Source organism: Streptomyces durmitorensis, assembly GCF_023498005.1.
GTDB classification, from domain to species: domain Bacteria; phylum Actinomycetota; class Actinomycetes; order Streptomycetales; family Streptomycetaceae; genus Streptomyces; species Streptomyces durmitorensis.
In genome coordinates this window covers 5,098,890-5,125,844 of record NZ_CP097289.1, presented here as the reverse complement: position 1 = coordinate 5,125,844, position 26,955 = coordinate 5,098,890, and the positions used below count along the sequence as shown (strand labels likewise).

28 protein-coding genes are annotated in these 26,955 nt (G+C 70.1%); 18 read left to right on the top strand and 10 right to left on the bottom strand.

Going from position 1 to position 26,955, the window contains the following annotated elements; all coding sequences use genetic code 11:
* The first annotated feature begins 98 nt into the window (after positions 1–98).
* Positions 99–461 carry a DsrE family protein gene (locus M4V62_RS23005; protein WP_160505840.1) on the top strand — a complete coding sequence of 121 codons (363 nt, stop codon included), beginning with the start codon at positions 99–101 and terminating at the stop codon, positions 459–461.
* Here the strand turns inward: M4V62_RS23005 and M4V62_RS23000 are convergent.
* From M4V62_RS23000 to M4V62_RS22970, 8 genes are all read right to left on the bottom strand, one after another.
* Entirely contained in the window at positions 455–721 is a 267-nt protein-coding gene (locus M4V62_RS23000) for a DUF3099 domain-containing protein (RefSeq protein WP_249589120.1), read from the bottom strand. The genes M4V62_RS23005 and M4V62_RS23000 overlap by 7 nt on opposite strands.
* 92 nt (positions 722–813) lie before the next feature.
* The gene (locus M4V62_RS22995) at positions 814–1,101 is read right to left on the bottom strand and encodes a DUF1416 domain-containing protein (protein ID WP_160505842.1); all 288 of its coding nucleotides are present in this window, start codon (positions 1,099–1,101) and stop codon (positions 814–816) included.
* Between the two features lie 46 nt (positions 1,102–1,147).
* The gene (locus tag M4V62_RS22990; protein WP_249589119.1) at positions 1,148–1,993 is read right to left on the bottom strand and encodes a sulfurtransferase; all 846 of its coding nucleotides are present in this window, start codon (positions 1,991–1,993) and stop codon (positions 1,148–1,150) included.
* 155 nt (positions 1,994–2,148) lie between these two features.
* Positions 2,149–2,229, bottom strand: a complete 81-nt coding sequence (locus M4V62_RS43935) for a putative leader peptide (protein ID WP_351007875.1) — start codon at positions 2,227–2,229, stop codon at positions 2,149–2,151.
* Between the two features lie 202 nt (positions 2,230–2,431).
* The gene (locus M4V62_RS22985; protein WP_249589118.1) at positions 2,432–3,187 is read right to left on the bottom strand and encodes an LmeA family phospholipid-binding protein; all 756 of its coding nucleotides are present in this window, start codon (positions 3,185–3,187) and stop codon (positions 2,432–2,434) included.
* A gap of 138 nt (positions 3,188–3,325) precedes the next feature.
* Complete coding sequence (locus M4V62_RS22980) at positions 3,326–4,519, bottom strand: hypothetical protein (RefSeq protein WP_249589117.1); 1,194 nt, start codon at positions 4,517–4,519, stop codon at positions 3,326–3,328.
* Positions 4,520–4,527: 8 nt separating this feature from the next.
* Positions 4,528–4,782, bottom strand: a complete 255-nt coding sequence (locus M4V62_RS22975; protein ID WP_249589116.1) for a MoaD/ThiS family protein — start codon at positions 4,780–4,782, stop codon at positions 4,528–4,530.
* Positions 4,783–4,812: 30 nt separating this feature from the next.
* Entirely contained in the window at positions 4,813–5,673 is an 861-nt protein-coding gene (locus M4V62_RS22970) for an alpha/beta hydrolase (protein WP_249589115.1), read from the bottom strand.
* Between the two features lie 271 nt (positions 5,674–5,944).
* Here M4V62_RS22970 and M4V62_RS22965 point away from each other — a divergent pair, with 271 nt between their 5' ends.
* The 6 genes from M4V62_RS22965 to M4V62_RS22940 all read left to right on the top strand — a co-directional run bounded on the left by M4V62_RS22965 (position 5,945) and on the right by M4V62_RS22940 (position 11,561).
* Positions 5,945–6,769 carry a winged helix-turn-helix transcriptional regulator gene (locus tag M4V62_RS22965; RefSeq protein ID WP_249589114.1) on the top strand — a complete coding sequence of 275 codons (825 nt, stop codon included), beginning with the start codon at positions 5,945–5,947 and terminating at the stop codon, positions 6,767–6,769.
* A 23-nt stretch (positions 6,770–6,792) separates the two neighbouring features.
* The gene (locus tag M4V62_RS22960; protein WP_249589113.1) at positions 6,793–7,815 is read left to right on the top strand and encodes a LacI family DNA-binding transcriptional regulator; all 1,023 of its coding nucleotides are present in this window, start codon (positions 6,793–6,795) and stop codon (positions 7,813–7,815) included.
* Positions 7,816–8,108: 293 nt separating this feature from the next.
* Positions 8,109–9,122 (top strand): S1C family serine protease, encoded by a 1,014-nt coding sequence (locus M4V62_RS22955; protein WP_249589112.1) that lies wholly within the window; start codon positions 8,109–8,111, stop codon positions 9,120–9,122.
* A 25-nt stretch (positions 9,123–9,147) separates the two neighbouring features.
* Positions 9,148–9,372: a hypothetical protein gene (locus tag M4V62_RS22950; RefSeq protein ID WP_249589111.1), complete on the top strand. Its 225-nt coding sequence runs from the start codon at positions 9,148–9,150 to the stop codon at positions 9,370–9,372.
* Positions 9,373–9,414: 42 nt separating this feature from the next.
* A complete protein-coding gene (locus tag M4V62_RS22945; RefSeq protein WP_249589110.1) occupies positions 9,415–10,149 on the top strand; it encodes a response regulator transcription factor in 735 nt (244 codons plus the stop codon).
* Entirely contained in the window at positions 10,146–11,561 is a 1,416-nt protein-coding gene (locus tag M4V62_RS22940; RefSeq protein WP_249589109.1) for a sensor histidine kinase, read from the top strand. Before M4V62_RS22945 ends, M4V62_RS22940 begins: the two co-directional genes overlap by 4 nt.
* A gap of 4 nt (positions 11,562–11,565) precedes the next feature.
* Here M4V62_RS22940 and M4V62_RS22935 read toward each other — a convergent pair whose 3' ends face one another.
* Positions 11,566–12,870, bottom strand: coding sequence for an LmeA family phospholipid-binding protein (locus M4V62_RS22935; protein ID WP_249589108.1), 1,305 nt, complete (start codon positions 12,868–12,870; stop codon positions 11,566–11,568).
* Between the two features lie 97 nt (positions 12,871–12,967).
* Positions 12,968–14,791, bottom strand: coding sequence for a bifunctional metallophosphatase/5'-nucleotidase (locus tag M4V62_RS22930; RefSeq protein WP_249589107.1), 1,824 nt, complete (start codon positions 14,789–14,791; stop codon positions 12,968–12,970).
* Positions 14,792–15,026: 235 nt separating this feature from the next.
* On the opposite strand from M4V62_RS22930, the gene mshD reads away from it, so the two are divergent.
* The 11 genes from mshD to pstB all read left to right on the top strand — a co-directional run bounded on the left by mshD (position 15,027) and on the right by pstB (position 26,897).
* The gene (gene mshD, locus M4V62_RS22925; protein WP_249589106.1) at positions 15,027–15,950 is read left to right on the top strand and encodes a mycothiol synthase; all 924 of its coding nucleotides are present in this window, start codon (positions 15,027–15,029) and stop codon (positions 15,948–15,950) included.
* A 112-nt stretch (positions 15,951–16,062) separates the two neighbouring features.
* Positions 16,063–16,497 (top strand): GntR family transcriptional regulator, encoded by a 435-nt coding sequence (locus M4V62_RS22920; protein WP_249589105.1) that lies wholly within the window; start codon positions 16,063–16,065, stop codon positions 16,495–16,497.
* Positions 16,494–17,399 carry an ABC transporter ATP-binding protein gene (locus M4V62_RS22915; RefSeq protein ID WP_249589104.1) on the top strand — a complete coding sequence of 302 codons (906 nt, stop codon included), beginning with the start codon at positions 16,494–16,496 and terminating at the stop codon, positions 17,397–17,399. Before M4V62_RS22920 ends, M4V62_RS22915 begins: the two co-directional genes overlap by 4 nt.
* The gene (locus M4V62_RS22910) at positions 17,396–18,364 is read left to right on the top strand and encodes an ABC transporter permease (RefSeq protein ID WP_249589103.1); all 969 of its coding nucleotides are present in this window, start codon (positions 17,396–17,398) and stop codon (positions 18,362–18,364) included. The genes M4V62_RS22915 and M4V62_RS22910 overlap by 4 nt, the downstream gene beginning before the upstream one ends.
* A gap of 106 nt (positions 18,365–18,470) precedes the next feature.
* A complete protein-coding gene (locus M4V62_RS22905; protein ID WP_425575274.1) occupies positions 18,471–20,822 on the top strand; it encodes an RNA degradosome polyphosphate kinase in 2,352 nt (783 codons plus the stop codon).
* A complete protein-coding gene (locus M4V62_RS22900; RefSeq protein WP_249589101.1) occupies positions 20,803–22,110 on the top strand; it encodes a CHAD domain-containing protein in 1,308 nt (435 codons plus the stop codon). The genes M4V62_RS22905 and M4V62_RS22900 overlap by 20 nt, the downstream gene beginning before the upstream one ends.
* Entirely contained in the window at positions 22,107–22,529 is a 423-nt protein-coding gene (locus tag M4V62_RS22895; protein WP_249589100.1) for an NUDIX hydrolase, read from the top strand. Before M4V62_RS22900 ends, M4V62_RS22895 begins: the two co-directional genes overlap by 4 nt.
* A 225-nt stretch (positions 22,530–22,754) precedes the next feature.
* Positions 22,755–23,885 (top strand): phosphate ABC transporter substrate-binding protein PstS, encoded by a 1,131-nt coding sequence (gene pstS / locus M4V62_RS22890; protein ID WP_249589099.1) that lies wholly within the window; start codon positions 22,755–22,757, stop codon positions 23,883–23,885.
* Positions 23,886–24,002: 117 nt separating this feature from the next.
* Positions 24,003–25,025, top strand: coding sequence for a phosphate ABC transporter permease subunit PstC (gene pstC, locus M4V62_RS22885; RefSeq protein ID WP_249589098.1), 1,023 nt, complete (start codon positions 24,003–24,005; stop codon positions 25,023–25,025).
* Positions 25,022–26,071, top strand: coding sequence for a phosphate ABC transporter permease PstA (gene pstA, locus M4V62_RS22880; protein WP_249589097.1), 1,050 nt, complete (start codon positions 25,022–25,024; stop codon positions 26,069–26,071). Before pstC ends, pstA begins: the two co-directional genes overlap by 4 nt.
* Positions 26,072–26,120: 49 nt before the next feature.
* The gene (gene pstB, locus M4V62_RS22875; protein ID WP_249589096.1) at positions 26,121–26,897 is read left to right on the top strand and encodes a phosphate ABC transporter ATP-binding protein PstB; all 777 of its coding nucleotides are present in this window, start codon (positions 26,121–26,123) and stop codon (positions 26,895–26,897) included.
* Positions 26,898–26,955: the final 58 nt, after the last annotated feature.

The window sequence follows — 26,955 nt, the reverse complement described above, 5'->3', positions numbered from 1 at the left end:
CGCTCCCACTCTAGTCGTGCGCGGCCCGCCCCTCTCTGCGAGGTGGCCTTACGGGTGGTCGCGGGGGGTGATCGCAGAGGTGGCCTTACGATGCGGCCATGGCGAAGAAGCTCGTGATCAAGGTGACCGCCGGGGCCGACGCACCCGAGCGCTGCTCGCAGGCGTTCACGGTGGCGGCCGTGGCCGTGGCCAGCGGCGTGGAGGTCTCCCTCTGGCTGACCGGTGAGTCCGCGTGGTTCGCGCTGCCGGGCCGCGCGGCGGAGTTCGAACTGCCGCACGCGGCACCGCTCCCCGACCTGATCGACTCGATCGTGGCCGCCGGACAGATCACCCTCTGCACGCAGTGCGCGGCGCGCCGCGAGATCACCGAGAAGGACGTGATCGACGGGGTGCGGATCGCGGGCGCGCAGGTGTTCGTGCAGGAGGCCATGGCGGAGGGCACCCAGGCGCTGGTCTACTGACCGGGCGGTCGCCGCTTCCCGTCCAGCTCGTCCCACCACTCGTCGGACTTCGCGTCCCCCGAGGGGTCGTCCCACCAGCGGTCGTCGGGACCGCGCCGGTTGGCGACCATGGCGGCGACCGGCGGGATCACCATCGCCACGACGCACATCGCGACCGCGGCGGGAATCGACCAGAGCCGGACGACACCCCACGCCAGGACGAAGAGGGCGATGCACGTCCCCATCATGGCGAAGTAGGCATGCCGCCTTCGCGCGTACATGGATCCAGCGTAAGCCGAAGAGCCGCACCCCGTTCCAAGTGGCGTCCAACCCCCTGGGGTGCGGCTCTCCGGCCGTCAGTGATCCGCGGTCGTCAGACCGCGATCGCGACCTCCGCGAGGCCGCCCGTCTGCGCCACGACCGTGCGGTCGGCCGTGCCGCCCGGGATCAGGGCGCGCAGCGTCCACGTGCCCTCGGCCGCGTAGAAGCGGAACTGGCCGGTCGCCGAGGTGGGGACCTCGGCGGTGAACTCGCCGGTCGAGTCGAGCAGGCGCACGTAGCCGCTGACGGGTTCGCCGTCGCGGGTCACCTGGCCCTGGATGGTGGTCTCGCCGGGCTTGATCGTCGAGGCGTCGGGTCCGCCGGCCTTCGCTCCACACATATGCGTTCGTCCTTAACTGGTCACTGCGGGGGTTCGGGGAGGGGTACTACTTGTTGGCGCCGAGCTCGATCGGGACGCCGACGAGGGAGCCGTACTCGGTCCAGGAGCCGTCGTAGTTCTTGACGTTGGTCTGGCCGAGCAGCTCGTGCAGGACGAACCAGGTGAGCGCCGAGCGCTCACCGATGCGGCAGTACGCGATGGTGTCCTTGGCCAGGTCGACCTGCTCGTCCTCGTAGAGGGCCTTGAGCTCGTCGTCCGACTTGAAGGTGCCGTCGTCGTTGGCGTTCTTCGACCACGGGATGTTGCGCGCGGACGGGACGTGGCCCGGACGCTGCGACTGCTCCTGCGGAAGGTGCGCCGGGGCGAGCAGCTTGCCGCTGAACTCGTCGGGCGAGCGCACGTCGACCAGGTTCTGCGCGCCGATCGCGGCGACGACGTCGTCGCGGAAGGCGCGGATCGACTTGTCCTGGGGCTTGGCCTTGTACGAGGTGGCCGGGCGGCTGGGAACCTCGGAACCGTCGACCAGGTCGCGGGAGTCGAGCTCCCACTTCTTGCGGCCGCCGTCGAGGAGCTTCACGTCCTGGTGGCCGTAGAGCTTGAAGTACCAGAAGGCGTAGGACGCGAACCAGTTGTTGTTGCCGCCGTAGAGGACGACGGTCGTGTCGTTCGCGATGCCCTTGCCGGACAGGAGCTTCTCGAAGCCCTCCTGGTCGACGAAGTCGCGGCGGACCGGGTTCTGGAGGTCGTCGGTCCAGTCGATGCGGATCGCGTTCTTGATGTGGTTCTTGTCGTACGCGGAGGTGTCTTCGTCGACCTCCACGATGGCGACCTTCGGGTCGTCGATGTGGGCCTCGACCCAGTCGGCGTCTACCAGGACGTCGCTGCGGCTCATACTTCTTCTCCTCCGGGGCAGTTGCGGCGGGGCTGCGGTGCTGTGCGAGGGGATGTCGCGTACGGGCTGTGATCGCGCGGTGGCACGTCGTACGCGGCACGGGGTGGCCCTGACGAGGTCAACGGGCCGGGGGATACGGGAGTCGGAGCTCCCGCTCAGAAGGTGCGACAGAGCATGGCGGCGACGCGGCACAGGTCTACTGCCCGCCGCTTCGTGAGGTCCGCCTGTCGCTGCATGCGTCCGATCGTAAGGACGCAAGGGCTGCCGTGTCACCGGCGTGTCGGATGATGAGACGGGATCATCCGTACTGTGAGATTGATTGAACGACGAAGCCGCCCGCGCGGGGGCGGAGGGCCGTGTTCACCCTCGCCGCATCCATCGCGCGGACGGCTCTGTCTCGTACTGCGGAACGGCCGCTCCGAGCGGCCCCGCCGGGCCTCAGCCCGCGAGCTTCACGTTCGTGCCCTTGACGGAGATGTCCACGCCGTCCTCGGCCGGTGTCACCTCGTCGATCTTGATGCCGCCCGGCAGACCGCTGACCTTCTCCTCGAAGTCGGTCACATCGCGGACCAGACCCTCGGGCAGGGGGATCGAGACGCCCATGACCTCGAACTTCTTCGGGATCTCGTCGGCGTTCACCTTGATCGTGTCGTCCTCGACCCGGACCGAGCTCAGCACGTGCACCGGCTTGGGGAGCTTCGTGCCGCCCTTGCTCACCTCGACCTCGACCTTGATCTTGCCGTCGCCGCCGTCCGAGAGCCCGACCACCTTGCCGGTGGCGCCGAGGGGCAGCTCGACCGGCGGCTCGCCCTGCGCCTCCTTGAGCAGCTCGTCGTACGAGATCCGGGCCGTGCCGGTGGCCTTGTCGGCGGTGGCGGAGCTGTAGTCGCCGGAGAACTCGACGCCCTGCATACGGGCGTTCAGGTCGGCGATGCGGATCTTGTCGGAGCCGGAGGTGGCGTCGTAGTCCTGGATGCCGATCTCGACGTCGTCGAGCGTGCCGCCCGCGACCTGCGTCAGGAAGGGAAAGCCCTTGATGGAGACGTCGGGTGTCTCGCTCAGCCCCTCGCTGGTACGCAGCTTCTCCGCCGCCTCGTCCTCCGCGAAGCCCACCGCGAGGCGGTCGGCGCCCACGAAGAGGCCCCCCAGGATCACGACGACGGTCAGAGATATTCGTACGGCGCGCTTGCTCATGTCCGGTGTTCCCCCACCTTGTGCCCCCGACTCAACTGCTTTTGCCGCGAGCCTAAAGGACAGGTCCCCGGCGGGAGAGCCCGACCGGGGACCTGTCGATCAGCTGTGACGATCAGCCGCGACGACCGACTTCCGCCGTCAGCCGATGGCACGGCCCAGGACGTAGACGGCCGGGGCGGCCGCGGCGAGCGGCAGGGCGACGCCCGCCGTCATGTGCACGAAGCGCGACGGATAGTCGTAACTGGCCACGCGGTGGCCGATCAGCGCGCAGACACCGACGCCGAGGCCGAGCAGCGCGCCCTTGCTGCCGAAGTCCGTCGTACCGCCGACGGCGATACCCGCTCCGGCGGCGGCGAGCAGCGCGACGACCACGGATGCGGGCGTCGGCAGGGGCAGCGCGCGGGCGATCACGGCGACCGCGACGGCGATGCCGCCCACCGTCACGGCGTCGTCCGACGCCGCGAGATGCCCGGTCGCGATGATCGCGAGCGCGGCGGACACGACGGTCGCCATCAGCCCGTACATCCGCTCGTCGGCGGAGGCGCGGCTGCGCAGCTGCAGGACGAGCACGAGCAGCACCCACACGCCCAGGGTGCCGAGGATGGCGGCGGGCGCGTGCGCCTTGCCGGTGACGAGCAGCGCGATGTCGGCGACGACACCGCCCATGAAGGCGAGCGCGATGCCCTGCCGCGCGGGCCACATCCCGTTGAGCCGGAACCATCCGGCGGCGGTGACGGCCTGCAGCAGGATCAGCGGCACGAGGAGTGCGTACTGCCCGACGGCGGCCGTACCGGCCAGCAGAAGACCGAGGACGGCGGTCAGCGCGGCGGGCTGGATCCCCGGCTCTATGACCGGCGACCGCCCTTCGGCACGAGCACGCTGGGCGTCGGTGACACGGGGGTTGCCGGTGGTGGTGGCGGGGCCGTAGGTGGCGGAATCGGCTTCGGGCTCGGGCTCCGCCCCAGCCATGGGCCGGTGGGCATGGCGACCAAGGCTGCCGGGTTCGGCGTGAGCGACGGCAGGCTCCGAAGGCAACGGCTGCCCATAGGACTGCGGGGGCAGATACGCGGTGTCGGTCACGTCCGCCACAGGTGACGGCTGGACCTGCGTGTCCCAGGTCTGCCCCTCCCACTGCTGGGTGTACGAGTCCTGGGCGTACGGCTGCTGCTGCGGGTACTGGTACTGCTGCTGAGGGGGATAGCCCTGCTGCTCAGGAGCGTAAGGCTGCTGCTGCTCAGGGGCAGGGGGATGCTCCTGACGGTACGGGTCGTAGTCCCCGTACCCCTCGTACCCCTCGTACCCCTCGTACCCCGAATACCGCGGATCGCTCATAGCGCTGCTCACCCTCCTGCGAACGGCGGGAGCACCTCGACCGTGCCGCCCTCGGCCAGCCGTACCGTCTCATGCCCACGGGTACCCACGGGGTCGCCGTCGATGAGGAACGAGCATCGCTGCAGTACACGGACCAGCTCACCGGGGTGTCGCTCGCGTGCCGCGTCCAGCGCCTCGGCGAGCGTCGTCGCGGCGTACGGCTCCTCCGCGACGCCTGCGGCTGCTTTGGCCGCGGCCCAGTAACGAATGGTGCCGTTCACCATGGCAGCTCCTCTCGATCGGCGGTCGCCGACTCACGTATCGGCGGTTGCCGACGTCCATGATGCCGTGGCCCACTCGGCGATCCGACCGAGCAGGGCGTCGTCCGCCGCGTTCTCCGCGTGCCCCATCCCCTCCTCCAGCCACAGCTCCGCCCCGCCCTCCGCGGCGGCGGCCAGCATCCGGGGGTGGTCCACGGGGAAGTACGGGTCCCGGTCGCCGTGCACGATCAGGAGCGGCGTGGGCGCGATCAGGGGGACCGATTCCACCGGTGAGAGGGGGACGGGGTCCCACTCGTGCGGGTGGATTCGCGTGCGCAGGCCGAAACGGCCCACCACGCGCCCCAGGGGACGCGTCACGACCCAGTGCAGCCGCCGCATCGGCGCCGTCCCGCGGTAGAACCACCGTGCCGGAGCGCTCACGGCGATCACCGCGTCAACCCGCGCTTCTGTGCGCCCCCCATGCGCGGCGCCGGCGAGCGCCGCGTGCCGGAGCACCACGGAACCGCCCATCGAGAAGCCCACGGTCACCACCCGCGCATGGCCGAGGGAGCGCGCCCACTCCACAGCGGCCGCCAGATCGAGCACCTCGCGGTCGCCGACCGTAGAGAGCCCGCCGGACGCCCCGTGCCCCCGGAAGGAGAACGTGATCACGGCCGCACGCTGGGCGAAGACCCCCGCGGCGCGGCGCACGTGCGGCCGGTCGAGGCCGCCCGTGAAGCCGTGCGCGAGCACGATCGCGAGCTCCCCCGCGGGGTCGGGCCCGGGGTCGTACGCCGCGTCGATGTCGACCCCGTCCTGTGTACGGAGCGTTGCGCTCCGTTGAACGCGGGAAGGAGTGCGAGTGATCGGCGGCACAGAAGATCCCGCCGCTTGACCTGCCGGACCGGATGTCATGTGGGCTATTCTCCTTGGCAGAGGATCCGGGCAGCGAAGCCCCCGGGTCCTTTCGTGCTTTCTGAAGCCTTGTATACGGCCAGTCGCATCGGCCGTCGCGAAGTGGGGAAACCGCACGTGGGGATCCCAGGGCGCGGGGTCCCCGCCGCAGAACCGCAGTAATCAGTACGAAGCAGTGCCGTAAACGTCCTCGCAGGGACCGAGGAGGAACCGACGTTATGGGCGAGCGAACCGTGCACAACCGTAGGACGACCCAGGCAGGTGGGCGGCGATGAGTTCTCTGCTGCTCCTTACCAATGCCCTTCAGCCGTCGACGGAGGTGCTTCCCGCCCTCGGCCTGCTGCTGCACAACGTGCGGGTGGCCCCCGCCGAAGGCCCGGCCCTCGTCGACACCCCTGGTGCCGACGTCATCCTGATCGACGGCCGCCGTGACCTGCCTCAGGTCCGCAGCCTCTGCCAGCTCCTCCGCTCCACGGGACCCGGCTGTCCACTCGTCCTCGTCGTCACGGAGGGCGGCCTCGCGGCCGTCACCGCCGACTGGGGCATCGACGACGTACTCCTCGACACGGCAGGTCCTGCCGAGGTCGAGGCGCGTCTGCGGCTCGCGATGGGCCGCCAGTCGATCACCGCCGACGACTCCCCCATGGAGATCCGCAACGGCGATCTCTCCGTGGACGAGGCGACGTACAGCGCGAAGCTCAAGGGCCGGGTCCTGGACCTGACCTTCAAGGAGTTCGAGCTGCTCAAGTACCTGGCGCAGCACCCCGGGCGCGTGTTCACGCGGGCCCAGCTGCTCCAGGAGGTCTGGGGCTACGACTACTTCGGCGGCACGCGGACGGTCGACGTCCACGTACGGCGCCTGCGCGCGAAGCTCGGTGTCGAGCACGAGTCGCTCATCGGCACCGTCCGGAATGTCGGCTATCGCTTCGTGACGCCGGAGAAGGTCGAACGTGAGGCCGACGGAGCCAAGGCGAAGGCGGCCACTCCGCCGGCCGAGGGCGAGCACAGGGAGCAGCACAGGGAGATCCCGAAGCGGGACGCGGCACCCGCCGCGTCCGCGCCGAAGGAAGCTGCCGTACGCCCTGCCCAGCGGTAGTTCCATCCGCGTAGACTCCGCGCGTGGCCAAGGTGACTCGGGATGACGTGGCGCGACTTGCGGGTACTTCCACCGCCGTCGTCAGCTATGTCATCAACAACGGACCCCGGCCGGTTGCCCCGGCCACGCGCGAGCGTGTACTCGCCGCGATCAAAGAGCTGGGGTACCGCCCTGACCGGGTGGCCCAGGCCATGGCGTCGCGGCGTACCGACCTCATAGGCATGATCGTGCCGGACGCGCGCCAGCCGTTCTTCGCGGAGATGACGCATGCCGTGGAGCAGGCGGCTTCCGAGCGCGGAAAAATGGTGCTGGTCGGCAACACGGACTACGTGGACGAGCGCGAGGCCCACTATCTGCGGGCCTTCCTCGGCATGAGGGTCTCCGGCCTCATCCTCGTCAGCCACGGCCTGACCGATTCGGCGGCCGCGGAGATCGACGCGTGGGACGCGCGGGTCGTGCTGCTTCACGAGCGGCCCGAGGCGATCGACGACGTCGCCGTCGTCACGGACGACCTGGGCGGCGCGCAGCTGGCCACGCGGCACCTTCTCGAGCACGGGCACGAGTACGTCGCCTGTGTCGGCGGCACGGCCGAGACGCCGACGGTGGGTGACCCCGTCTCCGACCATGTCGAGGGGTGGCGGCGGGCCATGCGGGAGGCCGGGCGGTCGGTGGAGGGGCGGCTCTTCGAGGCGCCGTACAACCGCTATGACGCGTATCAGATGGCGCTGGAGCTGCTTGCCCGGCCGGATCGGCCGAGCGCCATCTTCTGCTCCACCGACGACCAGGCGATCGGCATTCTGCGGGCTGCGCGGGAGCTGCGGATCGATGTGCCGGGGCAGTTGGCTGTCGCCGGGTTCGATGATGTGAAGGAGGCGGGGCTCACGGACCCGCCGCTGACGACGGTGGCCTCGGATCGGCCTGCGATGGCTCGCGCCGCGGTCGACCTTGTCCTGGACGACGGGCTTCGGGTGGCGGGGTCCCGCCGGGAGCGCCTGAAGCTGTTCCCCTCGCGGCTGGTGGTCCGCCAGTCCTGCGGCTGCAGCTGACGCCTGGTTCATCGCGTGCCCGGCAGCTTCGGGCTGTGCCCACCCGTTCCGCCTTGCGGAACGCCTGCCCACAGCAGGAGGCGGCTTGGCGGCCCGACAGCCCCCACCACCCCCACCCACAGCAGGAGCGGCTGGCAAGGGCGGGACGCTGCGGGGTGATCGGGTGGGTGGGCGGGAAAGTATCGCCGCGAAGCGGCGGCCTTGAGCACCTTTATAAGGGGCATACGCACTTCTACCGGTGTTCTCAGGGCGTACTCAGCCGCCTCTCATGAAGGCCCCGCAGCCTGGATTCCATGACAACCAGCGGTGAGTACCCCCAGCAGCAGCAGTCGTCAGCGCCTGTTCACCATGGCGGTACGCCGGGCGCGTACCCGCCCCCGCCCGCTTACGCACCGGAAGAGCCGCAAGTACCGCAGAAGCACCGGCGCCGGGCACGGGGCCCCCTGGCCCTGCTCGCCGCCGTGGCCATCGCGGCAGCGGCAGTCGGTGGCGGCACCGCCTACGCCTTCCAGGAGCTGACCGGCAAGGACGGCTCCGCCAGCAGCGCCACCAACACGAACGTCGTGCCCACCAGCCAGAAGGGCACCGTCTCCGGCGTCGCCGAGGCGGTCAGCCCCAGCATCGTGGAGATCAGCGCCAAGTCCAGCGCGGGTGAGGCCACCGGATCCGGCGTGATCATCACGGACGACGGCGAGATCATCACCAACAACCACGTGATCTCCGGCGCCTCGTCGGTCAAGGTGAAGACGAACGACGGCAAGACGTACGACGCCAAGGTCGTCGGCACCGACAGCAAGAAGGACCTGGCGCTGATCAAGGTCGAGGGCGCCTCCGGCCTCAAGCCCGCGAGCCTCGGCAACTCCGACAACGTGAAGATCGGCGACGACGTCGTGGCGATCGGCTCCCCCGAGGGCCTGACCGGCACCGTCACCAGCGGCATCATCTCCGCCCTCGACCGGGACGTCACCGTCTCGACCGACGAGGACCAGGGACAGCAGCAGCAACAGCAGGGCGGCGGCAACTGGCCGTTCGAGTACGGCGGCGAGCAGTTCAACGGCGACACCGGGTCGTCGAAGACCACGTACAAGGCCCTGCAGACCGACGCCTCGCTCAACCCGGGCAACTCCGGCGGCGCCCTCATCGACATGAACGGCAACATCGTCGGCATCAACTCCGCGATGTACTCGCCCAGTTCGTCGCAGAGCGGCACCGAGTCGAGCTCGGGCAGCGTCGGACTCGGATTCGCCATCCCGATCAACACGGTCAAGGCCGACCTCGACACCCTGCGCGCCGGCGCCACCGACTGACCCGCCCACTCCCCTGGAGGCCCTCATGTCCGGACCGACCATCACCGTCAACCGCGCCCGGCACGCGCTCGCCGTCACCATCGGCTGGGGCAGCCTTCCCGACACCGATCCGGCGGGGCTCGGCCTCCCCCTCGCCGTGGCCGGTGAGCTGCACGGCGCCACCGCGGCCCGTGCCCCGGAAGTGGCCGCCTCCCAGGTGTCGTCCCGCCCCGCCGCACGCCGCAAGCCCCGCGCGCGCGTGCGAGGCTGATACCGGCCCCGTCCGACCCGTACCCAAGGAAGTCACAAGCCGATGAGCCCCGCCGAAGGCGAGCAGCAGCAGCGCATCCTGATCGTCGACGACGAGCCCGCCGTGCGGGAGGCGCTGCAGCGCAGCCTCGCCTTCGAGGGGTACGGCACGGAGGTCGCCGTCGACGGCGCCGACGCCCTTGAGAAGGCGGCGGCCTACCGCCCCGACCTCGTCGTACTCGACATCCAGATGCCCCGCATGGACGGCCTCACCGCCGCGCGCCGGCTCCGCGCCACCGGGTCCCTGACGCCCATCCTGATGCTCACCGCGCGCGACACCGTGGGCGATCGCGTCACGGGGCTCGACGCGGGCGCCGACGACTATCTGGTCAAGCCGTTCGAGCTCGACGAGCTCTTCGCGCGGATCCGGGCACTCCTGCGCCGCAGTTCGTACGCGGCCGCGGCGGGCCAGGCCGAGGAGGGCGACATGCTCGCCTTCGGCGACCTGCGGATGGACCTCGCGACGCGTGAGGTCACTCGCGGGGCGCGGACGGTGGAGCTGACCCGCACGGAGTTCACCTTGTTGGAGATGTTCCTGGCGCACCCCCGGCAGGTCCTCACGCGGGAGCAGATCCTGAAGGCCGTCTGGGGCTTCGACTTCGAGCCCTCCTCCAACTCCCTGGACGTGTACGTCATGTACCTGCGCCGCAAGACCGAGGCGGGGGGCGAGCCGCGCCTCGTTCATACGGTGCGGGGTGTGGGGTACGTGCTGCGGCCGGGGTCCGGGGGCGGCGAGTGAAGGGGCTCGTCCGGCGCTTCCGGGCGCTGCCGCTCCGCTCACGCCTTGCCATGCTGGTGGCCACGGCGGTCGCGTTGGCGGTCGCGGCGGCCGCCGTCGTGTGCTGGTTCGTGGTGCGCACCGCGCTGATCAACTCGCTGGACGAAGCGCTGAGTTCCAACCGGGTGCCGGATCAGCTCGTGCTCAGCCTGATCGACGGCAACGGACAGTGCCGCCACGCGTCGGTCATCAGCAACCAGGAGAACGATCCGAACCCGTTCAAGTCGACGGTCCAGGTCGTCGACCGCAAGGGCAACAGCTGCGTCATCTCCGGCAAGCAGTCCATCGAGGTCTCCCCCGGGGACGTCGATGTCGCCGACCGCACGTCCACCCAGGTGATCCACACCGCCACGGCGTCGAACGGCGCCAAGTACCGCGTCCTCACCTACCCCCTGGACGGACAGCCTCTCGCGGTCTCCGTGGCCCGGCCCCTCAGCGAGGTCGACGACACCCTGGGCAACCTCGTCCTGGTCCTCGTCCTCGTCGCCGGAATCGGCGTACTCGGCGCAGGCGCCGCCGGCCTCTGGGTGGCCCGCACCGGTCTCCGCCCGGTGGACGAGCTCACCGCGGCCGTGGAGCACGTGGCCCGCACGGAGGATCTGGACCTGCGGATCCCCGCCGAGGGCGACGACGAGATCGCCCGCCTCTCGCGCTCCTTCAACTCCATGACCGCATCGCTCGCCTCATCGCGCGACCTCCAGCAACAGCTCATCGCCGACGCGGGGCACGAGCTCCGCACCCCCCTCACCTCGCTCCGTACGAACATCGAGCTGCTCGCCCGCAGCGAGGACACCGGACGGGCCATCCCGCCCGACGACCGCAAGGCCCTGCTCGCCTCGGTGACGGCCCAGATGACCGAACTCGCCTCGCTGATCGGCGACTTGCAGGAGCTGTCCCGCACGGACACCGGGCAGGGCGGCAAGGTGCAGGTCATCGCCCTGCACGAGGTCGTGGAGAACGCACTGGAGCGGGCGCGTCTGCGCGGGCCCGAGCTGACGTTCGCCGCGGACCTCGCCCCCTGGTACGTACGCGCGGAGCCCGCGGCCCTTGAGCGGGCAGTCGTGAACATCCTGGACAACGCGGTGAAGTTCGGGCCCCCCGGCTCCACCGTCGAGGTGGCCCTGAAGGACGGCGCGCTGACCGTCCGCGATCACGGCCCCGGCATCCCCGACGACGAACTCCCGCACGTCTTCGACCGCTTCTGGCGCTCCCCGTCGGCCCGCAGTCTCCCCGGATCGGGCCTCGGCCTGTCCATCGTGGCCCGCACCGTGCACCAGTCGGGCGGCCAGGTGGCGCTTGAGCACGCTCAGGGCGGCGGGACGGTGGCGACGGTCCGCCTGCCGGGCGCGCCCACCCCGCCCCCGACCGGCTAGGCCCCTACTTGCCGATGCTCAGCCCCGTACCCGTGAGCCGCACCCGGATCCCGTCGTCCCGCACGCTGACGTCCTTCAGCCACACGTGCCCGTCCCCCGGCAGCTTCGGCAGCTGGAAGGCGAGGGTGAGGCGGTCGGCGAGCACGGGGCGGGTGAGCTGGGAGAGGCCCTTGAGGAGCGCCGGGTCGAGGCCCAGCTTCTTCAGGAGCTCGGGGTGGCCCATGGCGACGTCGATGAGGTTCAGGCCCATCACGTCGTTGATGAAGCGCGGCGAGCCCACCAGGTCGTGGAGCTTGGAGTCGCTCTTGAGTGCCCCGCTGACCACCGAGTCCGGCACCCCGAGCCGCTCGACGATCGACGGGACGGAGAGCAGCGCCTTCGCCTTGGCGGTCTCCTCGGCGAGCCGGTCGGCGGACTTCTTGCTGAGGTGCAGGCCCTCGGACTCGCGGGTGCCGGGCCGGTAGGTCGCCAGGTCGCCGATCTGCAGGCTCATCCTGCCGATGTCGGTGGAGATGCCGCGGTCGCCGTTGCGCTGGATGCGGGCGTCGGCGCGCAGCTTCAGGTCGTGGCCCGCGACGGGCAGCGTGCCGCGGGCGAGCACCTGGTCGCGGCCGTGGCCGGTGAACGTGACCTGGGACGCGCCCAGTTCACGGTTCAGGTCGTCGAAGGAGAGCAGCACCTCGCCGTTCATCTCGGAGATGAGGGCGCCCTTGATGTCGGTGGGCCCGTCGCCGGTGATCTTCACGTCGTTGGCGGTGGCGGAGACCTGGGCGAGCGAGATCCGGTCGGCCGCGACGTCCGGGACGGTGACCTTGACCTTGTCCACGCGCTTGTCGACGACCTGGGTCAGGAAGGGGAAGCCCTCGATGTCGACCTCGGGCGTGGCGCTCAGGTGCATGGAGTCCTTGAGCTTCTGAGCGGCCTCGTGCTCGGCGTAGAGCAGGGCCCAGCGGTCGCCGAGGCCGAGGAAGGCGGTGGCGACCAGGAGTGCGACGACGGCCTTCGCGGCGAGCGGGAGCCCGGCGAACCGGTTGCTGCGGCGGCGGCTGCGGCTGCCCCGGCGGTGGTTCGGCGGCTGCCAGGGCGCGTCGGACTTGTCGGCCTCTTCGTCGTCCGTCTCGTGGAGGAAGTCCTCCAGCGGGTTCGGCGACGCGAGGGCGCCGAGCTCGTCGTACGGATTCAGGGGAGCGGTGGTCTCTACCGCCTCTGAGGCTGCTTCTGGGGGAACCGATGCGGCGTGCCAACCATCAGACGGATAGGCCTGGTTGTGATCGGGCGGAAGCGTGGCTATGCGGTGGGGGGAACGCATCAGCTGATTTCACCATACGTTCACACCCCACCCCAAGCCTCACGCCCAGTAACCGCCGATTTGGGCCACCTTCTGAGTGCGTCTGTTAACGCGTCATTCACTTCACGATGGTGATCCTGTCCGCCTTGGGCGGCGCGATCGGCTTGTCCGCCGAGGAGTTGGCGGTGAGGTAGTCGTTGAACGCCTTCAGGTCATCGCTGCCGACCAGCGGCTTCGCGCCCTTGCCGAGCTCGGCGAAGCCGTCGCCGCCGCCCGCGAGGAAGGAGTTCATCGCCACACGGTACGTGGCGGCCGGATCGATCGCCTTGCCGCCCAGCTTGATCGAGTCCGTCACGACACGGTCGGCGCCGGACTTGGTCATGTCGAGCGTGTACGTCAGGCCGTCCGAGATCTGCAGAATCTTCGGGGATGCCTCGTTCGACCCGCTGACCTGCTGCTTCAGGCCGGTGATCAGCTGGGCGCCGGTCAGGTCGACAAGATTGACCGTGTTGCTGAACGGCTGCACGGTGAAGCCCTCGCCGTACGTCACCACGCCGTCACCCTCGCTCCCGCTCGCCTTGTGGACGAGGTCGGAGCGGATGCCGCCGGGGTTCATCAGCCCCAGATCCGTCTCGGGGTCGAGCGACTTGCCGTGCGCGAGCTGCGCGTCCGCGATCAGGTCGCCGAGCGGCGCCTCGGGGGTGGTGGCGCCACGGCCGGGGATGTCGGCGGAGATGAAGCCGACGGGCTTGTTGGCGACGGGCTCGGCCAGCTTGTTCCAGCGCCCGATGAGCGAGGTCATGTCCTTGGCCTTGGCCTGCTCACGGCTGACGACGTGGTTCGCCGACTTCACCGACGTACGGACGATGTCCTTCGTCTTCCGGTCGTACGTGAGCGTCGTGTCCGTGTAGAGCTTCCCGTAGGACGAGGCGGACGTGACCATGCGGGGCTTGCCCGCGGGGTCCGGGATGGTGCAGACGTACGCGGAGTGCGTGTGCCCGGTGACCAGCGCGTCGACCTTGGGCGTGATGCCCTTGGCGATGGTGGTGATCGGTCCCGAGATGCCGTCGCCCGCGCCCGGGGCGTCACAGTCGTAGTTGTAGCTCTGCGACGCGGGAGAGCCGCCCTCGTGGAGGAGCGTGACGATCGACTTCACGCCCTGCTTGTCGAGGATCTTGGCGTACTTGTTGACCGTCTCGATCTCGTCGTGGAACTTGAGCCCCTTGATGCCCTCGGCGGAGACGATGTCGGGCGTGCCCTCAAGCGTCACGCCGATGAAGCCGACCTTCACGCCCTTGTGCTTCCACACCCAGTACGGCTTGAGGATGGGCCGTTCCGTCTTCTCGTCGGTCACGTTGGCCGCGAGGTAGGGGTAGTCGGCCCCCTTGAACTTCTTGCCCTTCTCGAAGCAGCCGTCCTTGGGGTGGCAGCCGCCCTTCTGCATGCGGGCCAGCTCCTTGGCCCCCTCGTCGAACTCGTGGTTCCCGACGCTGGTGACGTCGAGGTCGAGCTTGTTCATCGCCTCGACGGTCGGCTCGTCGTGGAACAGGCCGGACAGGAGCGGGCTCGCGCCGATGAGGTCACCGGCCGCCGCCGTGACGCTGTAGGGGTTCCCCTTGCGGGCCGTACGCAGCGACGTGGCGAGGTACTCGGCACCGCCCGCGTCGATCTTCTTCTCGGTCCCGTCGGGCTGCTTCTCCGTGACCTGGCCCGACGATCCGGCCGGCGGCTGCAGATTGCCGTGGAAGTCGTTGAAGGACAGCAGCTGCACGTCGACGGTGCGCTTCTTGCCCGCCGCGCCCGCAGCATCCTGTCCGGCGGACTGCCCTGCGCTCGCGGGCAGCGCGGCGGCCAGCGCACCGAGCGTGGCGAGACCGGCCGCGGCGGCGAGCAGACGGGTGGCGCGGCGTCTGGGCCGACGTGGCTGAGGAGTGGCTGGCACGAGTCCCCCTGGGAGAGGTATGAGACGGCTGAGGGTGTGAAACTCCGCGCAGCCTAAAGTCAACGCGCGTAGCGCGACAGGGGGTTACGGGTTACGAGGTGGTTGCCGTCGGGGGCGTTGCGGACACTTGGGACAAGCGTGACGGCGTACGAGGGACGAGCGGGGACGAGCGAGCGCGCGGGTGAGTACGTCCGTGATCTGCTGCTCGACCTGCCGTCGCCGTACCCTCGACTCCATGACTGACGAGCAGCAGCCTCCCGCCCCCCTGCGGCAGATCGACACGGTCGCCGCCCTCACCTCCGACCAGGCCGACGCCGTGCTCGGGCTCATCGCGGAAGCGGCCCGCGCGGACGGCCAGCAGGCCGTTTCCGAGCAGGGGCGGCTGCAGCTGCGGGGAGGTGCGCGGACCGGGGTGCGGCACCTGCTGCTCGGCGTCGGCGACGAGCTCGTCGGGTACGCGCAGCTGGAGGACACCGACCCCATCGAGGCCCCCGCCGCCGAGCTCGTCGTGCACCCCGCGCACCGCGGCCGCGGGCACGGCCGCGCGCTCGGCACCGCGCTGCTCGCCGAGTCCGGCCGGCGGCTGCGGATCTGGGCGCACGGCGGGCACTCGGCCGCGCGGCACCTCGCGCAGGTGCTCGGGCTCACCCTCTTCCGTGAACTGCGCCAGATGCGGCGCTCGTTGGGCGACCTGGACCTGCCCGAACCCGTCCTGCCCGACGGCGTATCGGTACGCGCCTTCGTCCCCGGCCAGGACGACGCGGCCTGGCTCGCGGTGAACGCCGACGCCTTCGCCCACCACCCCGAACAGGGCTCCCTCACCCAGCGCGACCTGGACGACCGCAAGGCCGAGCCGTGGTTCGACCCGGCGGGCTTCTTCCTGGCCAAGAAGGACGGCGAACTGATCGGCTTCCACTGGACCAAGGTGCACGCGGCCGAGGGCCTCGGCGAGGTGTACGTCCTCGGGGTGCGGTCCGGCGCGCAGGGCGGCGGCCTCGGCAAGGCGCTGACCACCATCGGCCTGAACCACCTGGCGGGGGCGGGCCTGCCCACCGCGATGCTGTACGTGGACGCGGACAACAAGGCGGCCGTGAGCGTCTACGAGCGGCTCGGGTTCATCACGCACGAGACGGACCTGATGTACCGCACGGAGTCCTGAGCCAACTCCCCTGCCAGAGGGAGCGAACCCCCAAAGGGGCGGCGTCACTTGACGTCGCCCCTTTCTTGCACCACCCTTTCACTACTCAATTAGTGAAAGGGTGGTGCAAGGCATGGTCGAGTTCCGTATCGACCGGCGCAGCGGCGTCGCCACCTATCTCCAGATCGTCCAGCAGACCCAACAGGCCCTGCGCCTTGGCCTGTTGGAACCGGGGGACAAGCTGCCCACGGCCCGTGAGGTCGTCGAGGCGACGGCCATCAACCCGAACACGGTCCTGAAGGCCTACCGCGAACTGGAGCGCGAGGGCCTGGTCGAGGCCCGCCGCGGGCTCGGCACCTTCGTGCGGAAGTCGCTGGGCTCCACGCCCGCCGACTCCCCGCTGCGGGGCGAGCTGAGCCAGTGGGCCGCCCGTGCCCGCGCCTCCGGTCTGGAGAGGGACGACGTCGCGGCGCTGTTCAGCGCCGTACTCGAAGAGCAGTTCACGCAGTCAGGGCACTCGGACGACTCCGAGCACCCACAGCACGTGACCAAGGGGGAGCACGCATGACCGACACCGCCATCGAGGCGGCCGCGCTTGCCAAGAGCTACGGGCGGCGGGGCCATGCCCTGCGCGACTGCTCCTTCCGGCTGCCCGCCGGAAGGATATGCGCGGTCGTGGGGCCCAACGGCGCGGGCAAGTCGACGCTGCTCACCCTCGCGGCCGGGCTCATGAGGCCCACCGAGGGCACGCTCACCGTGCTCGGCACCGACCCGGCCGCCGCGCGCGAGCACGTCGCGTACGTCGCCCAGGACAAGCCGCTCTATCCGCAGCTCAGCATCGCCGACACCCTGCGGCTCGGCGCCGAGCTGAACCCCGGGCGCTGGGACGCCGCCATCGCCGAACGCGTCGTACGCGAGGGGGACCTGGACCCGAAGCTGCGCGTGCGCACGCTCTCCGGCGGTCAGCGCACCCGCGTCGCGCTCGCCCTCGCCCTCGGCAAGCGGGCCGAACTCCTGCTCCTGGACGAGCCGATGGCCGACCTCGACCCGCTCGCCCGCCATCAGCTGATGGGGACGCTGATGGCGCAGGCCGCCGAGCACGGCACGACCGTGGTGGTGTCCTCGCACATCGTCGGCGAACTGGCCGAGTCCTGCGACCACTTGCTTCTGGTGTCCGGCGGCCGGGTCCGGCTCGGCGGCGGCATCGACGACCTCGTCTCCGCGCACGCCCTGGTCACCGGGCGCCGCCCCGTCGAGGAGCTCGCCCCGCACACCGTCGTCGAGTCCCGCGCCACCGGGCGCGGCCTGACCGCGCTGATCCGGCCCGACGGCCGCCCGGTCGCCGACGGCTGGGACGTCGAAGAGCCCTCCCTGGAGGAACTGTTGCTGGCCCATCTGCGCTCCCCCGAAGCACCGGCACTGCTGACGCCGAGCACGGCGCCCGCCGCTGACCGCGAGGTGACGGCATGAGCTCGCCTCTCCTGCGCGGTCCGCGCTGGGCGGACGTCCGGTTGCACCGCACCGCTCTGTGGACGGCGGGCGGCCTCATCGTTCTGACGGCGGCGGTGACGGGTTACCTGCGGTGGGCGGCCTCGGCCTACCCAGTGCCGACCGCCGACTGCTACGGCCCCTGCGAGGACACCTTCCTCGGGTTCGCCAGCGCCATGGACCTGCTCTCCAGCACCATGGAACAGGGGGCCGCGGCCCTGCTGCTCCTGCCCGTGCTGATCGGCGCCTTCGTCGCGGGCCCGGTGATCGGCCGCGAGATGGAGTCCGGCGCGTACAAGCTGGCCTGGACCCAGTCGGTCTCCCCCGCGCGCTGGCTCGCGTCGAAGCTGACGACGGCCGCCGCACTGACCGTGGGCGGCGCGCTCGTGCTCATGGCCGTCTTCCAGCTCGGCGCCTGGAACCTCCTGGGCCGCTGGAACCTCTCCTGGACCGACCGCGGCGTGTACGAAGCGATCGGTCCCGTCCTCGTCGCGTACTGCCTGCTCGCCGTGGCCGTCGGCGCGCTCGCCGGACTGCTCCTGCGGCGCACACTGCTCGGCATGGCCGCCACCGGCGTCGTCACCGGCGGCATTCTCTTCGCCCTGGGCAGCGTGCGCTGGCACCTGTTCCCGGTGACCACGGTCTCGGGGCCCGCCTCGGGCAAGAGCACGGGCTACACCATGCATGACGTCCCCGTGGACTCCCTCATCATGGACATGGGGGTCCACAACGCCGCCGGTGAACGGTTCGTGACCGGACAGTGCTCCCCCGCACAGATGGCCGACTTCCCTTGCCCGTCCGACACCCGCGTCACCGGCTGGTACGCCGACATCCACCCCCATTCCCACTTCTGGTACGTCCAGTTGATCGAGACCGGCATCGTCCTGGCCCTCGCCGCGGCAGCCGCGTACGCCGCGTTCCGGGTGCTGCGGCGCCGGACCGCCTGATTCCACAGGGCCCCCGGACGTGTAGACGTCCGGGGGACTCCGGCACATGTCCCGCACGTCATGTCGCCGTAACCAGTGATTCAGACTGGCTTGCGACCCTCGCTCAATGCAGCCCGCCGTGCCCGACCCTCCCCCCAAGAACGGGAAGCTCGTCCTCACCCCGGCACTCTCCGACGCGCCCATCGGGGTCCCCGCGCGGAAGAATGGGGCCATGAGCCAGCCCAGCACGCAAGGTCAGGTCCAGCACGCCCAGCCCTCCGTCGGCTCCATCGCCGCGCACCGCCCGCACACGCTGTCGGCGGCGGTGTCGGATCTCGACCCCGACATCGACGCGGATCTCGACGCGTACGACGAGGACGGTCAGGTAGGACACGACGGCCAGGAGCTTCCGCAGGGCCGTTTCCTGGACCGGGAGCGCAGCTGGCTCGCCTTCAACGAACGTGTCCTGGAGCTCGCCGAGGACCCGAACACGCCGCTACTCGAACGGGCTAATTTCCTGGCGATCTTCGCCTCGAACCTGGACGAGTTCTTCATGGTCCGGGTGGCCGGTCTCAAGCGCCGCATCGCGACCGGCGTCGCCACCCGTTCGGCCTCGGGCCTGCAGCCCCGCGAGGTCCTCGAACTGATCTGGAACCGCTCCCGCGAGCTCATGGCCCGGCACGCCGCCTGCTACCAGGAGGACGTCGCGTCCGGCCTCGCCGACGAGGGCATCCACCTGGTCCGCTGGAACGAGCTGACCGAGAAGGAGCAGTCCCGCCTCTTCACGCTCTTCCGGCAGCAGATCTTCCCCGTCCTGACCCCGCTGGCCGTGGACCCCGCGCACCCCTTCCCGTACATCTCGGGGCTCTCGCTCAACCTCGCCGTGGTCGTGCGCAACCCGGTCTCGGGCCACACGCACTTCGCCCGCGTGAAGGTGCCGCCGCTGCTCTCCCGCTTCCTGGAGGCCTCCCCCTCGCGGTACGTCCCCATCGAGGACGTCATCGCCGCTCCCGCGCACCTCGCGGAGCTGTTCCCGGGCATGGAGATCCAGGAGCACCACATGTTCCGGCTCACCCGGAACGAGGACCTGGAGGTGGAGGAGGACGACGCCGAGAACCTCCTCCAGGCCCTGGAGAAGGAGCTCATGCGGCGGCGCTTCGGGCCGCCGGTGCGCCTTGAGGTCGAGGAGTCCATCGACCGCAACGTCCTCGACCTCCTCGTACGCGAGCTGAAGATCAGCGAGGCCGAGGTCTATCCGCTGCCGGGCCCGCTCGACCTGACCGGGCTCTTCGGCATCGCGGCCCTGGACCGGCCCGAGCTGAAGTACCCGAAGTTCATCGCGGGCACGCACCGCGACCTCGCCGAGGTGGAGTCGGCGTCCGCGCCGGACATCTTCGCCGCCCTGCGGGAGCGCGACGTCCTGCTGCACCACCCGTACGACTCGTTCTCCACGTCCGTGCAGGCCTTCCTGGAGCAGGCGGCCGCCGACCCGGACGTCCTGGCGATCAAGCAGACGCTGTACCGGACGTCGGGCGACTCCCCCATAGTCGACGCGCTGATCGACGCCGCCGAGTCGGGCAAGCAGGTGCTCGTCCTGGTCGAGATCAAGGCGCGCTTCGACGAGCAGGCGAACATCAAATGGGCGCGGAAGCTCGAGGAGGCGGGCTGCCATGTCGTCTACGGCCTGGTCGGCCTGAAGACGCACTGCAAGCTCTCGCTCGTCGTCCGCCAGGAGGGCGAGTCGCTGGTCCGCTACTCGCACGTGGGCACGGGCAACTACCACCCCAAGACGGCCCGTCTCTACGAGGACCTGGGGCTGCTCACCGCCAAGCAGGAGGTGGGCGCCGACCTGTCCGACCTCTTCAACCGGCTCTCGGGCTACTCGCGCCGCGAGACCTACCGCCGTCTCCTCGTCGCCCCCAAGTCCCTGCGCGACGGGCTCATTTCACGCATCGACAAGGAAATACAGCACCACCGCGCGGGCCGCCCCGCCTACGTACGCATCAAGTGCAACTCGATGGTCGACGAGGCGGTCGTGGACTCGCTCTACCGCGCGTCGCAGGCGGGTGTGCCGGTGGACGTGTGGGTGCGCGGGATCTGCGCGGTGCGGCCGGGCGTCGCGGGGCTCTCGGAGACGATCCGGGTGCGTTCCGTGCTCGGCCGCTTCCTGGAGCACTCCCGTGTCTTCGCCTTCGGCAACGCGGGCGAGCCCGAGGTGTGGATCGGCAGCGCCGACATGATGCACCGCAACCTCGACCGACGTATCGAGGCACTGGTCAGGGTCACCGACCCGGCACACCGGGCGGCCCTGAACCGGCTCCTGGAGACCGGCATGTCGGACACCACCGCCTCCTGGCACCTGGGCGCGGACGGCAACTGGACCCGGCACGCGCTGGATCCGGAGGGCCAGCCCCTGCGGAACGTACAGGAGATGCTCATTGACGCCCGGAGGCGCCGGCGTGGCACAGCTAAACCATGAGACGACGACAGGCGATGTCCTGTCGGCCTATCTGCAGGGCCAGGCCACGGAGTTCCTGCGCTCGCTGCGGCTGCACCGCGAGTCGACGACGGACGCGCAGGGCGCCGAGGTGTCCCTGGAGGCGGCCATGTCCCTGCGCCGCGCGGCCCGCCGCATCGGCGGCACACTGCACACGTTCCGCCCACTCCTCGACCAGGAGTGGGCATCCGGACTCCGTCCCGAACTGGCATGGCTCTCCGGCACATTGGCGAGGGAACACGCGTACGCGGCGCGCCTTGAGCGGCTATTGGACGCACTGCACCGCTTGTCGGGAACGCCGACGGTCCCGAACCCGGCGGTGGGCACCGCTGTGGGCAACCCCCGCGCAGCCGCACACCCCACCCAGGCCACCCCCACTGTGGGCAACGGCCCCACAGCCGCACACCCCACCCAGGCCACCCCCACTGTGGGCAACGGCCCCACAGGCGCACACCCCACCCAGGCCGCTCCCGCTGTGGGCAACGGCCCCGCAGCCGCACACCCCACCCAGGCCGCCCCCGCTGTGGGCAGGCGTTCCGCACGGCGGAACGGGTGGGCACAGCCCTCACCGCAGGGTGCCGATGAACGGGGCGGGACTCCGAGGGGCCTCACGGTAGGCGCAGCCAAGGCCGCAGCACTCCTGGAGCGCCAGCTCACCCTCGCCCGCACGCGGGCCCACTCCGCCGCCCTCCAAGCCTTCGGCTCCTCCCGCTTCCACGCAGTGGCGGACAACGTCGCCGTACTGGCGAGCGAGGTCCCGCTGATCCGAGCCGCGGAGGACCTGAAGCCACTGGCAGCAAAGGCCGAGGAGAACCTCGCGGAAGCCGTCGCCGCACTCCCCCTCGGCCAGGCGGGCCACCCCTACAACGCGGAAGCGCTGACGCACGGCCTCGCCGCGGCCGAGGCCCCCGAGGCCCAGGACGCCCCCTGGCTGAAGGCCCGCGCCCTCCTGCGCCTGCACAGGTACGCCCAGGAAGTCCTCACCGGAAACATCGGAAGCACCGGAAGCACCGGCCCCGGCACCGGAAGCGCGGGCGCCCCCCGCGGGGACCTGCGCCTGGCGGAGGCGGGCCACGCCCTGGACCGCCACCGCGAGGCCGCGGACGCCGCAGCGGCAGCGGCATCGGCCGCCCGCACCCCCCGCATCGCCCCGGCGACGGCGTACGCCCTGGGCGTCCTGCACGCCGACCAGCGCCACGAGGTCGAGGCGGCCCGCTTCGCCTTCCACCAGGCCTGGCTCCGCGAGACAGAGGTGGTGAGCACCCCATGACGCTCGACGAGCGCGGAGTCGTCCTGGCCGCGGGCTGCGTCCTGTGGCGGCACTCCCCGCACGACGGCCGCCTGGAGATCTGCCTGGTGCACCGGCCGAAGTACGACGACTGGTCGCACCCCAAGGGCAAGCTGAAGCGGACCGAGGACGCCCTCGCCGGTGCCCTGCGCGAGGTCGAGGAGGAGACCGGACACCGCTGCACCCCCGGCGCCCGCCTCCCCACGGTCCGCTACCTGGCCCAGGGCCGCCCCAAAGAGGTCAGCTACTGGGCGGCGGAGGTGGCCGACGGCCGCTTCATACCCAACGACGAGGTCGACCGCATCCTCTGGCTCTCGCCGACGGCGGCCCGCAACCGGCTCACGCAACCCCGTGACCAGCACCTCGTCGACGCCCTGCTCGGCGTCCTCAACCCGGCGTAACAGATCCGCTACGTTCCGTAGCACGTTGCCTAACCAGGCCGACCGCCGAGGTTCACCCTCCGTTCACTCATGCCCTTTGGCCACTTCACCTGCCCTGCCTAATTTCAGCCTTACAACACAACGTAAGACCGCAGAACCGCAGAACGCAGAACGCAGAACCGCTCGACGAAGACCTCGCACGCCGCCAGCAAAGGGCCGGCGGCTCCCGGAAGGAAGACCCGAAAAGTGAAGCTTCAGCGCAAGAACCGGCTCCGCGCCCTCTCCCTCGGCGCCATCGCCGTCTCCGGCGCCCTGGCCCTCACGGCGTGCGGCTCCGACGACACGAGCGGCGGCGACGGTGGCACCGGCAAGGAGACCAACGCCAACGCCAACATCAAGTGCGATGACGCCAAGGGCCAGCTCGCGGCCTCCGGTTCGTCCGCGCAGAAGAACGCGATCGACGCCTGGCGCAAGGTCTACTCGACCACCTGCAAGGACGTTCAGCTGAACTACAACCCGACGGGTTCCGGCGCCGGCATCACCGCGTTCATGCAGGGCCAGACCGCCTTCGCGGGCTCCGACTCGGCGCTCAAGCCCGAGGAGATCGCGGCCTCGAAGAAGGTCTGCAAGAACAGCCAGGCCATCGACCTGCCGATGGTCGGCGGCCCGATCGCCGTCGGTTACAACGTGCCCGGCGTGGACAACCTCGTCCTGGACGCCGAGACCCTCGCCAAGATCTTCGACGACAAGATCAAGACCTGGGACGACAAGGCGATCGAGAAGCTGAACCCCGACGCCAAGCTGCCCAGCACCAAGATCCAGGCGTTCCACCGCTCGGACGAGTCCGGCACCACGGACAACTTCACCAAGTACCTCAAGGGCGCGGCCCCGTCCGCCTGGTCGCACGAGCCCGGCAAGTCCTGGGAGGCCAAGGGCGGCCAGTCCGCCAACGGCTCCTCCGGTGTCGCGGGCCAGGTCAAGCAGACCCCCGGCGCCATCTCGTACTTCGAGCTCTCGTACGCCTCCGACGGCATCAGCACGGTCGACCTGAAGACCGAGGCCAAGGAGCCGGTGAAGGCCACCGTCGACAACGCCTCCGAGGCGATCGCCGAGGCCAAGGTCGTCGGCAAGGGCAACGACCTCGCCCTGGAGCTGAACTACAAGCCCGAGGCCGAGGGCGCGTACCCGATCACCCTGGTGACGTACGAGGTCCTCTGCGAGAAGGGCAACAAGGCCGAGACCCTGGCCGCGACCAAGTCCTTCCTGACCTACATCGCGAGCGAGGACGGCCAGAACGTCCTCAAGGAGAACGACTACGCGCCGATCCCGGCCGAGATCATCTCCAAGGTCCGCAAGACCGTCGCGGGCCTGAGCTAGTCGAACCGAGTGCGGCCGGCCCCGTGAGTCAGGGCCGGCCGCACCGTCCGGTGCACCGCCGCCAGGAGCAACTCCCGCTGAAGAAGCGGTGATTGGCTCCGCAGACCGGAGAATCCCATGGATATACCCAGCAGTACGACCGCACCTCCACCCCTCAATGACGTGAAGCCCTCGGGCATCACCCCCAAGCGTCCACGCCGCAGCGCGACCCGCCCCGGTGACCGGATCTTCCTCGGTCTCTCGCGCGGCTCCGGCATCGCGCTGCTCGTGATCATGGCCGCCATCGCGGCCTTCCTGACCTACCGAGCGGCCCTCGCGCTCTCGGACAACACGGGCAACTTCCTCACCACCTTCGAGTGGGACCCGGCCGGCGGCACCACCGGCGGCAAGCCGTACTTCGGCATCGCGGTCCTGGTCTTCGGCACGGTGGTGAGCTCGGTGATCGCCCTGGTGATCGCCGTCCCCGTGGCCATCGGCATCGCGCTGTTCATCTCGCACTACGCGCCGCGCAAGCTGGCGACCCCCATCGCCTTCGTGATCGACCTCCTGGCCGCCGTGCCGTCGATCGTCTACGGCCTCTGGGGCGCCCTCGTGGTCGCGCCCAACCTGACCGGCCTCTACAGCTGGCTCGACGACTACTTCGGCTGGACCGGCGTCTTCGAGTACCAGGGCGGCGCCCCGCGCTCCCTGATGACGGTCGGCATCCTGCTCGCCATCATGATCCTGCCGATCATCACGAACGTCAGCCGTGAGGTCTTCCTCCAGGTCCCGAAGATGCACGAGGAGGCCGCGCTCGCGCTCGGCGCCACGCGCTGGGAGACCATCCGCATGTCGGTGCTCCCCTTCGCCCGCTCCGGCGTGATCTCCGCCTCGATGCTGGGCCTTGGCCGCGCGCTCGGCGAGACCATCGCCGTCGCCACCGTGCTCTCCCCGACCTTCCTCATCAGCGCGTCCGTGCTCGACCCCGGCGGCGGCACCTTCGCGCAGAACATCGCCAGCAAGTTCAACGAGGCGACCGAGTACGGCCGTGACGCGCTCATCGCATCCGGCCTGGTCCTCTTCATCATCACGCTGCTGGTCAACGGCGCGGCCCGCATGATCATCGCGCGCCGCAAGGAGTACTCGGGGGCCAACGCATGAGCGCCACCATCGTCAAGCCCGCGAGCCTTCAGGGCGCCCGCCTCCCGCGCTGGACACCGGCCGTCGTCGCGCTCGGCTCAGCGGCCGTCGCCATCGGCATCGGCGTGGGCGCGGACCTGCACAGCCGCATCCAGTGGGGCCTGATCGCGGCCATCCTCTACATCGTCGCCTCGTACGTCCTCGCGGTCGCCGTGGAGGGCACCCGCCAGGCCAAGGACCGCCTCGCCACCTCGATGGTGTGGGTGATGTTCCTGCTCGCGGTCGTCCCGCTGGCCTCGCTGATCTACGAGACCGTCGAGCGCGGCACGACCGTCTTCAACGGCTACTTCCTGACCCACTCCATGGGCGTGGTCGCGGACGACGAGCCCGGCGGCGGCATCTACCACGCGATCATCGGCACCCTGGAGCAGGTGCTCCTGGCCTCCGTCATCGCCGTGCCGATCGGCCTGCTCACCGCGATCTACCTCGTCGAGTACGGGCGCGGGAAGCTCTCCAAGGTCGTCACGTTCTTCGTGGACGTCATGACCGGCATCCCCTCGATCGTCGCGGGCCTGTTCGTCCTCAGCTTCTGGATCCTGATCCTGGGCTTCGACTTCTCCGGCTGGGCCGGCGCCATGGCGCTCGCCATCCTGATGATGCCGGTGATCGTGCGCTCCACGGAGGAGATGCTCAAGCTCGTCCCGAACGAGCTGCGGGAGGCGTCACTCGCCCTCGGCATCCCGAAGTGGCGGACCATCCTGAAGGTGGTCCTGCCCACCGCGATCGGCGGCATCACGACGGGCGTCATGCTCGCGGTCGCCCGTATCGCGGGCGAGACCGCGCCGGTCCTGCTCCTGGTCTGGGTCAACCCCATGATCAACACGAACCCGTTCGAAGGCTCGCAGGCCTCGCTTCCGCTGTACATCTACCAGCAGTACGCGGCGGGCAACCAGGCCGGTTACGACCGCGCCTGGGCGGCGGCCCTGGCCCTCATCGGCTTCATCATGATCCTCAACCTGGCGGCCCGCGGCGTAGCCCGCTGGAAGGCCCCCAAGACGGGCCGCTGACGCGGCCACTCAGCGACCCTCTCGTACCCCCCTTAAGGCAGTGATCCCCATGGCCAAGCGAATCGACGTATCGGGCCTGACCGCTTACTACAGCGCCCACAAGGCCATCGAGGACATCTCGATGACCGTGGAGCCCCGCTCCGTGACGGCCTTCATCGGCCCCTCCGGCTGCGGCAAGTCCACCTTCCTGCGCACCCTCAACCGCATGCACGAGGTCACCACCGGTGGCCGCGTCGAGGGCAAGGTGCTCCTGGACGACGAGGACCTCTACGGTCCCGGTGTCGACCCGGTCGCCGTGCGCCGCACGATCGGCATGGTGTTCCAGCGCCCCAACCCGTTCCCGACGATGTCGATCTTCGACAACGTCGCCGCGGGCCTGCGGCTCAACGGCTCGTACAAGAAGAGCGAGCTGAACGCCATCGTCGAGAAGTCCCTCAAGGGCGCCAACCTCTGGAACGAGGTCAAGGACCGCCTGAACAAGCCCGGCTCCGGCCTCTCCGGCGGTCAGCAGCAGCGTCTGTGCATCGCGCGGGCCATCGCGGTGGAGCCCCAGGTGCTCCTGATGGACGAGCCCTGCTCGGCCCTCGACCCGATCTCGACCCTCGCCATCGAGGACCTGATCGGCGAGCTGAAGGAGCGCTTCACGATCGTCATCGTGACGCACAACATGCAGCAGGCGGCGCGCGTCTCGGACCGTACGGCCTTCTTCAACCTCGCGGCGGTCGGCCAGCCCGGCAAGCTCATCGAGATCGACGAGACGGAGCGGATCTTCTCCAACCCGTCCGTGCAGGCCACCGAGGACTACATCTCGGGCCGTTTCGGCTAGGCCTCGCCCCGGGTATCCCCCGACTCCTTGCGGTGCTGCATGGCGGTGCCACCGCAGG